At 44.9% G+C, this 14,094-nt stretch carries 12 protein-coding genes; 8 read left to right on the plus strand and 4 right to left on the minus strand.

The features are described from left to right. Positions 1–112: 112 nt before the first annotated feature. Both dnaE and PBAL39_RS15260 read right to left on the minus strand, forming a co-directional pair. A complete protein-coding gene (gene dnaE / locus PBAL39_RS15255) occupies positions 113–4,546 on the minus strand; it encodes a DNA polymerase III subunit alpha (protein WP_008243098.1) in 4,434 nt (1,477 codons plus the stop codon). Positions 4,547–4,639: 93 nt separating this feature from the next. Then, the gene (locus tag PBAL39_RS15260) at positions 4,640–5,125 is read right to left on the minus strand and encodes a lipocalin family protein (RefSeq protein WP_008243101.1); all 486 of its coding nucleotides are present in this window, start codon (positions 5,123–5,125) and stop codon (positions 4,640–4,642) included. A gap of 250 nt (positions 5,126–5,375) precedes the next feature. Between PBAL39_RS15260 and mdh the strand changes: the two genes are divergently transcribed. Both mdh and PBAL39_RS15270 read left to right on the plus strand, forming a co-directional pair. Continuing rightward, on the plus strand, positions 5,376–6,314 hold the full coding sequence (mdh, locus tag PBAL39_RS15265) for a malate dehydrogenase (RefSeq protein ID WP_008243103.1): 939 nt from the start codon (positions 5,376–5,378) through the stop codon (positions 6,312–6,314). Beyond that, on the plus strand, positions 6,314–6,736 hold the full coding sequence (locus PBAL39_RS15270) for an aspartyl protease family protein (protein WP_008243104.1): 423 nt from the start codon (positions 6,314–6,316) through the stop codon (positions 6,734–6,736). The genes mdh and PBAL39_RS15270 overlap by 1 nt, the downstream gene beginning before the upstream one ends. Before the next feature lie 194 nt (positions 6,737–6,930). Here the strand turns inward: PBAL39_RS15270 and gyrB are convergent, their stop codons facing one another. Next, entirely contained in the window at positions 6,931–8,889 is a 1,959-nt protein-coding gene (gene gyrB / locus PBAL39_RS15275; protein WP_008243106.1) for a DNA topoisomerase (ATP-hydrolyzing) subunit B, read from the minus strand. Between the two features lie 263 nt (positions 8,890–9,152). Between gyrB and PBAL39_RS15280 the strand changes: the two genes are divergently transcribed. The 3 genes from PBAL39_RS15280 to PBAL39_RS15290 all read left to right on the plus strand — a co-directional run bounded on the left by PBAL39_RS15280 (position 9,153) and on the right by PBAL39_RS15290 (position 11,079). Then, positions 9,153–9,746, plus strand: a complete 594-nt coding sequence (locus tag PBAL39_RS15280; protein WP_008243108.1) for an OmpH family outer membrane protein — start codon at positions 9,153–9,155, stop codon at positions 9,744–9,746. Positions 9,747–9,829: 83 nt separating this feature from the next. Continuing rightward, the gene (locus PBAL39_RS15285; RefSeq protein WP_008243109.1) at positions 9,830–10,336 is read left to right on the plus strand and encodes a nucleoside deaminase; all 507 of its coding nucleotides are present in this window, start codon (positions 9,830–9,832) and stop codon (positions 10,334–10,336) included. Then, a complete protein-coding gene (locus PBAL39_RS15290; protein WP_008243111.1) occupies positions 10,333–11,079 on the plus strand; it encodes an EcsC family protein in 747 nt (248 codons plus the stop codon). Before PBAL39_RS15285 ends, PBAL39_RS15290 begins: the two co-directional genes overlap by 4 nt. Here the strand turns inward: PBAL39_RS15290 and PBAL39_RS15295 are convergent. Beyond that, the gene (locus PBAL39_RS15295) at positions 11,048–11,449 is read right to left on the minus strand and encodes an RNA-binding S4 domain-containing protein (RefSeq protein WP_039866774.1); all 402 of its coding nucleotides are present in this window, start codon (positions 11,447–11,449) and stop codon (positions 11,048–11,050) included. The genes PBAL39_RS15290 and PBAL39_RS15295 overlap by 32 nt on opposite strands. A gap of 82 nt (positions 11,450–11,531) precedes the next feature. Here PBAL39_RS15295 and PBAL39_RS15300 point away from each other — a divergent pair, with 82 nt between their 5' ends. The 3 genes from PBAL39_RS15300 to PBAL39_RS15310 are packed head-to-tail and all read left to right on the plus strand — an operon-like array spanning position 11,532 to position 14,083. Beyond that, positions 11,532–12,347: a 2,3,4,5-tetrahydropyridine-2,6-dicarboxylate N-succinyltransferase gene (locus tag PBAL39_RS15300; RefSeq protein WP_008243114.1), complete on the plus strand. Its 816-nt coding sequence runs from the start codon at positions 11,532–11,534 to the stop codon at positions 12,345–12,347. Positions 12,348–12,352: 5 nt separating this feature from the next. After that, a complete protein-coding gene (locus tag PBAL39_RS15305; RefSeq protein WP_008243116.1) occupies positions 12,353–13,471 on the plus strand; it encodes a glycosyltransferase family 1 protein in 1,119 nt (372 codons plus the stop codon). Between the two features lie 45 nt (positions 13,472–13,516). Continuing rightward, the gene (locus PBAL39_RS15310) at positions 13,517–14,083 is read left to right on the plus strand and encodes an L-threonylcarbamoyladenylate synthase (RefSeq protein ID WP_008243117.1); all 567 of its coding nucleotides are present in this window, start codon (positions 13,517–13,519) and stop codon (positions 14,081–14,083) included. The last annotated feature ends 11 nt before the right edge of the window (positions 14,084–14,094 follow it).

The following is a 14,094-nucleotide window of genomic DNA, read 5'->3' on the forward strand; positions in this document are numbered from 1 at the left end:
TAATAGTTTTCAATTTATTCTTACCTGCTGATCAATCTCTTATTGTGAACAGATAAAGACACAAAGATATAATCAATTGTAATGCCATCCGATTATCCGTGCCAATATGACATTAGTTCAACTTAGGGTTAACGTTCAGTGCCGCCAATTGTTCTAAAAATGTGTTACTAGGATTGATTTTCATCGATTTGGAAGGCAGCTTCACATTGACGTTTTGCTCCCTGTCAAAAACGTCAAATAACAACTGACAATTCTGGCTATCGGTGCTGATCTTGTTCTCTTCGAGAATGGCATGTATTTTTATCATGAAGTCATCATTGATCCTTTCCAGCGGGATCTGTATCGTGACACTCTTCGCCAGCTTGTCGCGGAGCTCAGACATCAGGTTGATGGAAGTAATCTTAAACTCCCAGTCGCCCTCTTTCCGGAACCGCTCTCCCACCCTTCCGCGGATCTGCAGGAAATATCCATCAGTCATGAACTGCTTGAACTTAATAAAGTCGTCCCCAAACAAGGCCAGTTCGCAGGTATCATCGTAGTCCTCAAAGGTGATGATCCCGAAAGGTTTCCCCGTCTTGGTAATACGCTGTGTAGCCAACACGACCAATCCACCGACAACCAGCTCTCTATTTTTGATGGTTTCAAATTCAGCGAGCACCTCCTCGTTGGAGTCTCCGGTGCGGATTTTATTGACGAGCGAAAGGTGTTTTACCTTATGCTGACAGAACTCCTTCAGTTCCAGTTTATAGTTGTCCAGAGGATGACCGCTCAGGAAGATCCCGATGGCATCTTTCTCATATTTCAGCCGGTCGATCAGGCTCCACTCCGGTGCCACAGGCAGACTCGGCTCAGAGATCATCATATCTGCCGCTGCCGCCCCAAATAGAGAAGATTGTGAGGAAGCTTCATTATTTTGAAAATCATTGGCAAACTTGATCATTTTCTCAATACCATTCATTTTGTCATTGATACCCACAAAAAAATACTGCGCCCTGTGGTAAGAGAAACAGTCGAAGGCCCCACTATATACAAAACTTTCATAAGCCTTCTTGTTGACCGTGCGTGTATTGGAGCGTTTGGCAAAATCGTAGACACTTTTGTAGAGGCCAGATTCGTTCCTTTCGATGATGATGCTTTCAACAGCCTTATCACCAACGCCTTTAATTCCGGACAAACCGAAACGCACCTGCCCACTAATATTTACGGAGAACTTGATGTCAGACTCATTGACGTCAGGGCCAAGAACGGAAACGCCCATCTGTTTACATTCTTCCATGAAGAATGCCACCTGCTTGATGTCGCTCATGTTGTTGGAAAGTACCGCCGCCATATATTCCGCAGGGTAATGCGCTTTGAGGTAAGCAGTCTGGTAGGCGATCCATGCATAACAGGTGGAGTGAGATTTGTTGAAGGCATAAGAGGCGAATGCTTCCCAGTCTTTCCAGATCTTCTCCAGGATGCTTGCCTGATGTCCTTTCTCTGCCGCCTGAGCGATAAACTTAGGCTTCATCTTATCCAGTACATCCTTTTGCTTTTTACCCATGGCCTTACGCAGTACGTCGGCCTCACCTTTGGTGAAACCGGCGAGCTTCTGTGACAAGAGCATTACCTGCTCCTGGTATACGGTAATCCCGTAGGTTTCTTTCAGGTATTCCTCGCAGGCATCCAAATCGTATTTGATTTCTTCCTCACCATTTTTGCGGCGTACGAAACTCGGGATGTACTCCAATGGTCCCGGCCGATAAAGCGCATTCATCGCAATCAAATCGCCGAATACAGTAGGTTTCAGCTCCTTCATGTATTTCTGCATTCCGGTAGACTCGTATTGAAAGATTCCTATTGTTTCACCACGCTGGAAGAGCTCATAGGTTTTCGCATCATCAATTGGAAAGTTATCAGGATCCAGATCGATGTTGTGACGGAATTTGACCAGCTTCACGGTATCCTTGATCAGGGTTAAGGTCTTTAACCCCAGGAAGTCCATCTTCAGCAAACCAGCACTCTCCACCACAGAGTTATCAAACTGAGTGACATAGAGGTCTGAATCTTTCGCTGTGGAGACGGGCACAAAGTTGGTAATGTCACTCGGTGTGATGATGACACCACAGGCATGGATTCCCGTATTCCGCAGCGATCCTTCCAGAATCTGTGCCTGTTCAAGTGTCTTGGCACCAAGGTCGTTGTTGGTGGCCAGCATTTTCAGCTCGACAACCTTTTCATATTCATCAGGACGCAAGGCGCCTTTCAGCGTTTTTTCATCCAGATTGAATATTTTCGCCAGCTTCATGTTAGGAATCAGCTTGGCAATCTTCTCTGCCTCAAACAGGGGCAGGTCAAGTACCCGTGCGGTATCCTTTACGGAAGACTTGGCCGCCATGGTACCGTAGGTGATGATCTGTGCTACCTGGTTGGCACCATATTTCTTAATGACGTAGTCCATGACCCTTCCACGACCCTCATCATCAAAGTCAATGTCAATATCGGGCATGGATACCCTGTCCGGATTCAGGAAACGCTCGAAAAGTAGGTCGTACTTGATCGGATCAATATTGGTGATCCCCAGACAGTAGGCTACCGCAGATCCTGCTGCAGATCCCCTTCCAGGCCCTACGGACACATCAAGGTTCCTTGCCTCGGCAATAAAATCCTGTACGATGAGGAAATATCCGGGATATCCTGTTTTCTCAATTGTTTGCAATTCAAAGTCCAGACGCTCGGCAATGTCGTCGGTGATCTCACCATACCTCTTTTTTGCTCCTACATAAGTCAGGTGGCGCAGGAATTTGTTCTCCCCACGTTTTCCGCCATCTTCCTCATCTTCTGCCACAAGAAACTCCTCAGGGATATCGAACTTGGGTAACAACACCTCCCGGGCAAGTTTGTAGGACTCTATTTTATCGATGACTTCTTTAATGTTGAGAATCGCTTCCGGCACATCTGCAAAGAGGTTTTTCATCTCTTCCGGCGACTTAAAATAATATTCCTGATTGGGCAGACCATAGCGGAAGCCACGGCCACGCCCGATTGGAGTCGCCTGCTTTTCACCGTCTTTTACACACAACAAAATATCGTGGGCATTTGCATCTTTTTTATTGATATAGTAAGAGTTGTTGGTAGCAATGAGTTTCACTTCATGCTTTTTGGCGAGCGCCATCAGGGAGACATTCACAATGTCTTCATCCTCCTGACTGTGACGCATCAACTCTACGTAAAAGTCTTCGCCGAACTGGGATTTCCACCACAACAGGGCTTCTTCCGCCTGCTTCTCACCGAGATTCAGCAGCTTGCTGGAAATCTCTCCGTATAAGTTACCGGACAGAACAATGATGTCATCCTTATATTGCTCAACAACGGCTTTGTCGATCCTGGGCACATAATAAAAACCTTTGGTGTAGGCAATGGACGACATTTTGGCCAGGTTATGGTATCCTGCTTTGTTCTTCGCCAGGAAGACCACCTGATAACCATCGTCCTTTCTCTTTTTATCTTCATGGTTTTCGCAAACGAAAAACTCACAGCCAACGATTGGTTTGATGGGCACCTCCTCGGGGACTTCTCCTTTTTCAATAGCCGCCTGGTTCCTGGCATCTACTCCTTTATTGTGATTGATCACCTGCGCCACAAAATGGAATGCCCCCATCATATTGGCACGATCGGTCATGGCTACTGCAGGCATCTTGGCAGCTGCTGTAGCCTTGATCAGCGCGGGAATATTGATGGTAGACTGGAGGACTGAAAACTGGGTATGGTTATGGAGATGCGCAAATACGGCACGCTCCAGTTCCTGTTTGTTCTCTGCAAGGGTTTGTTTTGAAATTTTCGGACCTTCCGCTTTCTGCAAGCGTTTCCTGATTTCATCAGAAGCAGACTTCAGGTTCACATGGCTCAGCCCTATACGTTCGATAACTTCAGGATTGTGCTCCCTGAAAACCCTGAAATAGTTGGTGTCACATTGCAGTTGCTCTACACTGAAGACTTCCATCTTGATCAGCTGTAAGAAACAGCGTGTGGTAGCCTCCACATCGGCAGTCGCATTGTGGGCTTCTGCAAAGGGTACTCCGAACAGGTACTGGTGCAGCTCGGTCAGGTTAGGCAGTTTAAACTTACCGCCACGCCCTCCGGGCAGCTTCAACAACTCAGCAGTTACCTCAGTACAGGTATCGAGGACGGGCATGGAGCTCATTGGACTGTCGACGCCCAATCGATGGAACTCGCAACCCATGATGTTCACATCGAAGCCGATGTTCTGTCCGACCACAAAGCGGGCTTTTGACAAAGCTTCATTGAACTTCTCTACCACTTCAGCAAGGCTGATCCCCTGCTCCTCGGCAAGTTCCGTGGAGATTCCGTGGATACGCTCCGCATCATAAGGAATGTTAAAGCCCTCTGGTTTCACCAGGTAATCCTGATGTTCTACCAGTTTACCGAACTCGTCATGGAGCTGCCATGCAATTTGTATACATCTGGGCCAGTTATCCGTATCGGTAATAGGCGCATTCCAATTACGGGGTAACCCCGTTGTTTCGGTATCAAATATTAAATACATAGCTAGGTTTTAGAAAATCGTCTTTTAGAAATCAAAATGATTGCTCAAAAATACGGATTTTTCCGCTTCGACCGGAATGGAAAAGGTATATTTTTACACTGCGACCAGGGCAGAAACAGGGAGCGATTGTTTGTGTTCCTGTGAGACCAGCTGTGTGGTATCATAACCCTTTTTCTTACAACGCGCTACGATTTCGCGCAGCAACTCAGCGTCAACATCCGGCTTGCGCGATAAGATGGAAAGATGTTTATATTTGGGATGTCCGACCACCATATAGGAGTAATCTTCGGCAATCTCGATGACCCAATAGTCAGTTTTCAATGGCCAGATGCGCTGGGCCTTGAAACGGGAATTGCGGCTTCCGCGGACTACAAACAGTTTGGACCGGATGTATTTCTGCTTGCTTTCTCCAACAATTTTATAATTGGTAAATACAGCATAGTAGCCATCAGGATGAATCACATAGGTTTCAATGGTTTGTCGCCAATGCTTATCTGTAAACGTTGGTATAGAATATAAAGAATACCACTTTCCTGCAAATAACATGATATCAACTTTTTCTACAGGCACATTATCCATAACAGGGTTAATTAATTAGCTACAATAGGCAAATGTAAATTCTTTATGATAAAACCAGCAACATACAATAAAGTTTTAAAAAGCATTTTTAAAACTCCCCTAATTTTCTAACTTAGGGAAGAAGTGAAAACCAGATAAAATTTTAAACAACTTACGATGGCTCCCCAGCTAACGGCGGTGCCCCATCTATAAAAAAAGATGTATTTTAGCCCCCGATATACGAGCTTCGTAACGATTAAAAATACCTCATATGAAAATAACGGTTGTAGGTGCCGGCGCTGTTGGTGCCACTTGTGCAGATAACATCGCCAGAAAAGAATTAGCAGAAGAGCTTGTTTTATTAGACATCAAAGAAGGTTTTGCTGAAGGTAAATCCATCGACATGATGCAGACAGCCACATTATTGGGCTTCGACACCAAAATTACGGGTGTTACCGGCGACTACAGCAGGACTGCCGGTTCGTCAGTGGTGGTGATCACTTCAGGCCTACCCCGGAAACCCGGCATGACACGTGAGGAGCTGATCGGCATTAATGCAGGCATTGTGAAAGGTGTAGCAGAAAACATCCTGAAATATTCTCCTGAAGCAATCATCATCGTGATCAGCAACCCAATGGATACCATGACCTACCTAGCCCTGAAATCATTGGGCCTCCCTAAAAACCGGATCATCGGAATGGGTGGTCCATTGGATAGTGCCAGATTCAAATATTACCTCAGCGTAGCACTGGGCTGCAATGCCAATGACCTTCAGGCTTTTGTGATTGGCGGCCATGGCGACACGACTATGATCCCGCTGACCCGATATGCGACTTACCAAAGCCTGCCTGTAACAGACTTGCTGGATGCGGACATCCTGAATAAGGTTGCTGCAGATACCATGGTAGGCGGTGCAACGCTAACGGGTTTATTGGGAACTTCCGCCTGGTATGCGCCGGGAGCAGCTGGTGCAGCCTTGGTGGAAAGCATCGTCAGGGACGAGAAGAAACTATTTACTTGCTCTGTGTCTCTGGAAGGTGAATATGGTCAACAGGACATCTGCCTGGGCGTACCTGTCGTTATCGGCCGCAATGGATGGGAAAAGATTATTGACTATAAACTAAACGACGACGAACAGGCGGTATTTGATAAAAGCGCAGAGGCGGTAAGAACAATGAACAATGTGCTGAAGGAGATGAGCCTGGTATAATGACCTGCACCATCCCTCTTACGTTAATCAGTTTACAGGATGACGGCTTTCACCTCCTAGTGGAAATCGTCATCTTTGGAAAAAAATCTTTTGCCGTGCTGGATACCGGTGCATCAAGGGCTGTATTTGACCTCAGCCTCCTTAAAACACACATAACGGAACTGGCACATACTGAGGAAACTCATGCCACAACACTTTTCGCCACCTCCGCAACCGTTCAGGCAACCATTCCTCAGTTTAAAATCGGCAGACTAAAGATTGAAAATTATGAAGCTGTTGGACTTGATCTGGAAAGTGTGAATGATGCTTACGTCCAAATGGGACACCCTCCGGTAACGGCTATCATCGGCAGTGATATTCTCCTGAAATACCACGCATCGATACACTACAAAAAACTGAAACTCTATTTGTATACGGATTAGGAAATTGGTCTGCAGATGAAGAAGCTTTTTCTAACTCCTTACTGTTTACAGTCAGCCGTATTGATTAGATTAAGATGTATTGATCAAATTAAGACATTACAATCATGGAAGAATCCACTTCTCAAATACAGGCAACGCAAAAAAGGGATGCCCTTACATCAGACACCCCTTTATATTAAAGTTTAGATCAGCGCTTAAGCATCAATCTTCGCATATTTTGCATTTCGTTCAATGAAGTCCCTGCGTGGACCAACTTCATCTCCCATTAACATAGAGAAAGTATGATCGCACTCTGCAGCATTTTCAATGGTTGCCTGCAATAAAGTACGCGTCTGAGGGTTCAATGTAGTATCCCAAAGCTGCTCTGCGTTCATCTCTCCAAGACCTTTATACCGCTGGATGTGTACGCTTTCTTCTTTACCGGCACCTTTCAAACGTTGTACCGCCGCATCACGCTGCTGATCATTCCAGCAATACTCATGCTCTTTTCCTTTTTTTACCTGATACAAAGGCGGCGCAGCAATATATACATATCCAGCCTCGATCAATGCCTTCATATACCTGAAAAAGAAGGTGAGGATCAGAGTAGTAATGTGTGACCCGTCAATATCCGCATCTGTCATGATCACCACCTTATGGTAACGCAATTTGGTTAAGTTCAAAGCTTTATCATCCTCAGGAGTACCAATGCTGACTCCCAGGGCGGTAAACATATTTTTGATCTCGTCATTTTCATAAATCTTGTGTTCCATGGCCTTTTCTACGTTCAGGATCTTTCCTTTTAGTGGCAAAATGGCCTGGAAGTTACGGTCGCGACCCTGCTTTGCAGTTCCACCCGCGGAATCTCCCTCGACAAGGTAGATTTCACATTTTTCCGGATCGCTGTCTGAACAATCGGCCAGCTTACCAGGAAGGCCGGAACCACCCATCACACTTTTCCGTTGTACCATCTCACGGGCCTTACGGGCCGCTGCACGTGCGGTAGCAGCAAGGATCACTTTGTTCACGATCAGCTTCGCCTCACGTGGGTTTTCTTCGAGATAGTTGTTCAGGGCCTCACCCACTGCAACGTCTACCGCCCCCATCACCTCAGAGTTACCAAGTTTGGTCTTGGTTTGTCCCTCAAACTGTGGCTCCTGTACTTTTACAGACACCACTGCTGTAAGGCCCTCCCTGAAGTCATCACCGGTAATTTCAAATTTCACATTCTTTAACAAGCCTGATTTATCGGCGTAAGCCTTTAAGGTACGGGTAAGCCCCCTTCTGAAACCTGCAATGTGCGTACCTCCTTCATGTGTGTTGATGTTGTTCACGTAAGAGTGTACGTTCTCTGCATAACTATCGTTGTATTGCAGCGCAAGCTCTACAGGAATACCGTTTTTTATTCCCTCAACATAAATAGGTTCTGCAATCAGCGATGGACGTCCGCCATCCAGGAACTGAACGAATTCTTTCAATCCACCTTCCGAATGAAAAAGCTCGGTGATGAAATTACCATCCGCATCTGTTTCACGTTCGTCAGTAAGAGTTAATTTTATCCCTTTATTCAGGAAGGAAAGCTCACGCAACCTCGCTGCCAGGGTATCGTAACGATACTCAGTAGTCTGGGTAAAAATGGTCGGATCCGGACTGAAAGTAACGATAGTACCACGTTTGTCGGTCTCACCAACTAGCTTTACATCATAAAGAGGTTTACCAATATTGTATTCCTGCATCCAGATCTGCCCTTCACGGTGAACTTCGGCTTTCAAATGTGTAGACAATGCGTTCACACAACTTACACCCACCCCGTGCAGACCACCGGAAACCTTATAGGTATCTTTATCGAACTTACCGCCGGCATGTAATACCGTCATTACGATCTCTAAAGCTGACTTGTTTTCTTTTTTATTGATCCCGGTAGGAATACCGCGACCGTTATCTTCCACCCTGATTGAATTGTCTTCAAGGATGTTGACATAGATGGTGTCTGCATGACCGGCCAAAGCCTCGTCAATGGAGTTATCTACTACCTCATAAACTAAATGGTGTAATCCCTTTATTCCGGTGTCTCCTATATACATAGAAGGGCGCTTACGCACCGCTTCTAAACCTTCTAATACCTGTATATTATCTGCCGAATAATTTGACTTTGGATCGTTTTCTTCGCTCATATTTTTTAATAAAACAATAAGATTCAAATTTAACCATTTTGAGGCAATTAACCGCAAATGTGGATAACTATTTGACCAAAATCAGCACTAAAAACCGCTTAAAAAGCCCCGTTCTTTAGGATACTAATTTTGAAATTTTATATTTGTTGAAATTTATCATTTTTAACGGAACTATTCCTACTCATAAACCTCCTTGCTGACGGAATTTAAGATGGGGAGAACCAGGGAAGCGTAAATAAAAACAGATCAATAACAACATTTAGATGAAAAAATCAACATTAAAACTGGGCGGCATTGCGACGGCTGTTGCCCTGGTTTCGGTAATGGCTTCTTGCCAGAACAAAGAAAATAACACTGCTGCAACAACTAAAAAAACAGAAACAGCAGTGGTTTCCGCTGCCGAAAAAATCGTGTATGTCAACTCGGATTCATTGTTAACAAAATACCAGTATTACAAAGACCTGAAAGTGAAGATGGACGGAAAGTCTCAAACTGCACAAAGAGACCTTGCTTCTAAACAACAGGCGTTCCAACGTGAGGTAGCAGCATATCAACAACAACAACAAACACTTTCTGCTGATCAGAGGGCATCTACCGAAGAACGTCTGCAACGTAAACAACAAGAGCTGCAGACTTATACACAAAATGCTGGTGCAGCCCTTCAGAATGAGCAGGCTTCAGAAAACGAAAAACTTTATGATAAAGTAGCGGACTACCTGAAAACTTATGCAAAGGAAAAAGGTTTCAAAATGGTACTTACTTATTCAAAAGGAAACAGCGCGATCCTTTTTGCTGATGAAGGCCTGGATGTCACCAGCGAAGTCATCACCGGCCTGAACGCGGCTTATAAAAAATAACATCATCCAATGATTTTTGAATGCCCCGTATTTCGGGGCATTTTTTTTGCACTCATCTCAGCGTACAAAATATCCGAAACCCGATGACCATGGAAAAAGAAAAAGACCACACGCAGGAACAACATGCCGCATTCATGAAGATCGCCATTGATGCTTCAGAAGAAAACGTCATCAGTGGAAAAGGGACACCATTTGGTGCGGCAATTGTGAAAGAGGGACAACTGATTGCTAAAAGCGCCAACAAGGTCACTGCAGATAATGATCCCACCGCCCACGCAGAAGTTGCTGCAATCAGGATAGCCTGCCAGGAGCTGAACACTTACGACCTGACGGGTTGTGTGATCTATACCAGCTGTGAGCCCTGTCCGATGTGCCTTGCCGCTATATACTGGTCAAAGATCTCTGTGGTCTACTACGGAAACACCAGATCCGATGCCGCACAGGCCGGTTTTGATGATGATTTTATCTACCAGGAAATTGACAAACCAATGCAGGAACGACAACTTCTAACCATCCCCTTGTCGAGGGAGGAAGCGCAGATAGCTTTCACACTCTGGGATCAGTCGCCATTAAAACGCAAACAGTCATGACGGATAATTATCAGGAACGCATCCGCATAGAGTGTCATTTCTGGAAAAAAGAAATGATGGAAAACCCATCTGTTCTCAATAAGATGACCAGCCGTATTCAGAAGAAAATCAACAGCTATATTCCTGAAAAAGTACATTCGGCCATCACAGCAACAATTAAAACAATGGTCAGAACGGTCCTGTTCGGCTCGCAGCATACCACAGGCGCCCTACCTGACCCGGGGATAGCTCTGTTACACAGGGAGGCGCTGGTACGAGAAAAAATCAAGAAATACAGTACTACAGGAGCTGCTGAAGGCGGCATCACCGGAGCGGGAGGTTTTCTAATGAGTATGGCGGACTTTCCGGTACTGATCGCCATCAAGATCAAACTTCTTTTTGAAATTGCTACCATCTATGGTTTCGATGTAAGGGATTATAAGGAAAGGCTATATATTCTTTACATTTTTCAACTGGCCTTTTCCAGTCAGCAGGGCCGAACAAAGGTGTTCATGCATATGGAAGACTGGGATGAAAAAATACACATCCTGCCAGACAATTCAGATCATTTCAACTGGCTGACTTTTCAGCAGGAATACCGAGATTACATAGATCTGGCAAAAATGGCTCAGCTTCTTCCGGTTATAGGTGCTGCAGTAGGTGCTATTGCCAATTATCAACTATTGAAAAAACTGGGCGATACGGCAATGAATGCTTATCGCATGAGGCTGCTTAAAGATCCTCTTCAAAAAGATTCCCGGTAAGGTCGTCGATCTCCCTCCGATCTTTCTTTGTAGGCCTTCCCGTACCACGATCGCGCTTCAGTGTAGGCGCATGAAATACCGATTTGAAACCATATGTTTCTTCGAGCGGTGTGATGTCCTTGTATTTCGTTACGGCAATCTTTGCTTCGACACGGTTATACAACAGTTCCACCACCTCAATCACTTTTTTTTCAATCCCCTTTGACACCTGATATACATCGCCAATCTTGACAATGGCAGAAGCCTTGAGATTCTGACCATTATATTTAACCCTGCCCGCCTTACATGCTTCCGTGGCGAGCGTCCTTGTTTTAAACAAGCGGATTGCCCAGAGGTATTTATCTATCCTTAATTTTTCCTGTTCAGCCATAAAAATCAAAAATACATTAAGAAAACAGACGGTCAATACATAAAATTCATTTATTTTGTCAAAAAAACAACAAAACAACAACATGGAAAATTTAAAAAAGTTGATCGAGGCCGCTTGGGAGGACAGAACTTTATTACAATATACAGAGTATTGCGATGCAATTGAAACCGTCATCATGCGATTGGACAAAGGAGAAATCCGCGTTGCAGAGCCGGTATTGAACTCATGGGGCGTAAATGAATGGATCAAAAAAGCTGTGATCCTTTACTTCCCAATCAGACAAATGGAAGAGATTGAAGTCGGCCCTTTTGTGTTTCATGACAAAATGAAATTAAAAACTGACTACAAAGAAACCGGTGTAAGGGTTGTTCCTCATGGTATTGCACGTTATGGAGCTTATCTGGCCAAAGGCGTAATCATGATGCCTTCTTATGTGAACATCGGTGCGTATGTTGACGAGGGTACAATGGTAGATACATGGGCTACTGTAGGTTCATGCGCCCAGATCGGCAAACATGTTCATCTAAGTGGTGGTGTTGGGATCGGCGGAGTGTTGGAGCCTATTCAGGCAGCTCCTGTCATCATTGAAGACAACTGTTTCCTTGGTTCAAGGGCAATCGTTGTTGAAGGCGTACGCGTGGAAAGAGAAGCTGTGCTCGGTGCTAATGTAGTGCTGACGGCCTCTACTAAAATCATCGACGTTACCGGAGATGAGCCTATCGAATATAAAGGTATTGTGCCTGCTAGATCCGTCGTGATCCCTGGTAGCTATACCAAGAAATTCCCTGCAGGTGATTTTCAGGTCCCTTGTGCACTGATAATCGGTAAACGTAAAGAATCTACGGACAAGAAAACTTCTCTTAATGATGCTTTAAGAGATAACAACGTAGCTGTATAAAGAAAATGAGAATTGGTTTTGATGGAAAAAGAGCAGCAAATAACTTAACCGGACTGGGAAATTACAGCCGCTCTATCATTGCGCAACTGTCGCAGTTTTTCCCTCAAAACCAATACTTGGTTTATACGCCAAAAATGAAAGACCACGCTCAGGTCAGGCATTTTATGGCAACCAAAAATATTGAAGCCAGATTTCCGAAGTACCGAAAATTCCTCTGGAGAACATTTGGCATCAAAAGACAACTTATTGATGATCAGGTTGCACTCTTTCATGGCTTGAGCCACGAAATCCCTGTAGGGATACAACAAACCGGAATCCCCTCAGTAGTAACCGTTCACGACCTGATCTTCCTAAAATTCCCTCAATATTTTGGTCGCATAGACCGATGGATCTATACGCTGAAATGCCGCTACGCATGCAAACATGCCGACAGAATTGTAGCCATCAGTGAATGTACAAAAAGGGACATCATTACCTTTTTCAATACACCTGAAGACCAGATTGATGTCGTATACCAGAGCTGCGATGACAGCTTCAAGACTCCGGCAACAGCAAGTGTAAAAGCTGCTGTTAAAGAAAAGTATCAGCTTCCTGATCAGTTTATACTTAATGTGGGAACCATTGAAACCCGGAAAAACCTGGTAACGCTGATCAAGGCGTTAAAAAACATAAATCCGCATTACCAGCTTGTTGTGATTGGCAAACAGACTGCATACATGAAACAGGTGGAGGAAGAGCTGAAAGCACAGCAACTGCAATCAAGGGTCATCTTTTTGAGCAACATTCCTTTTCAAGACCTACCCGTCATCTACCAGCTGTCCTCCGTTTTTGCATATCCTTCGGTATATGAAGGATTTGGAATTCCGATCATTGAGGCGCTGTATTCAGGTGTTCCCGTGGTTGCCGCAACAGGCTCCTGCCTGGAGGAGGCCGGGGGACCGGCGAGCTTATACGTACCACCTGATGATGACCAAGCCCTCGCAAAAGCCATCAACAGCATCATCGAAGACCCTGTTTTGAGCACAAAAATGATAACCGAGGGCATTCAATATGTACAGCGGTTTAACAACCATATTGTTAGCACGGAGCTGATGAATGTTTATCAGCGCGTTTTCTCACAGTAGAAAAGATCTAATGCCATTACGGAGTTACCTGACAAACAAAATCCTATGTTAAAGACAGAAATTGATAAAACACTGCAAATTTTAAAAGATGGAGGGGTCATCCTCTATCCTACTGATACGGTTTGGGGACTGGGCTGCGATGCCACAAATGAACAGGCTGTAGAGAGAATCAATGACATCAAAGCACGTAGCAGCGACAAGAGTTTTATCGTCCTCCTGGATACGGATGCCAAGCTGCAAAGTTACATCGCTGAGGTACCCGATGTCGCCTACGACCTGATTGAATATGCGGAAAACCCATTGACATTGGTGTTTCCCGGAGCGAAGAACCTTGCGAAAAATGTCATTAATGCAGATGGTAGTGTGGGGATCAGGATTGTAAAACACGGCTTCTGCCAGCAATTGCTGCAACGATTCCGTAAACCGATTACCTCGACATCCGCAAATAAATCGGGTTTGCCCGCTCCGGCTTATTTCGACGAGATTAGTGAGGAGATTAAACAGGCGGTCGACTATGTAGTGGACTGGGAACAGGAGCTCCGCATCAACAAAAAACCTTCTACCATCATGAAATTAGCTCCGGGAGGTCAATTTTCCTTTATTAGAAAGTAAGTTTTATTACT

Source organism: Pedobacter sp. BAL39 (genome assembly GCF_000170795.1).
Taxonomy (GTDB): domain Bacteria; phylum Bacteroidota; class Bacteroidia; order Sphingobacteriales; family Sphingobacteriaceae; genus Pedobacter.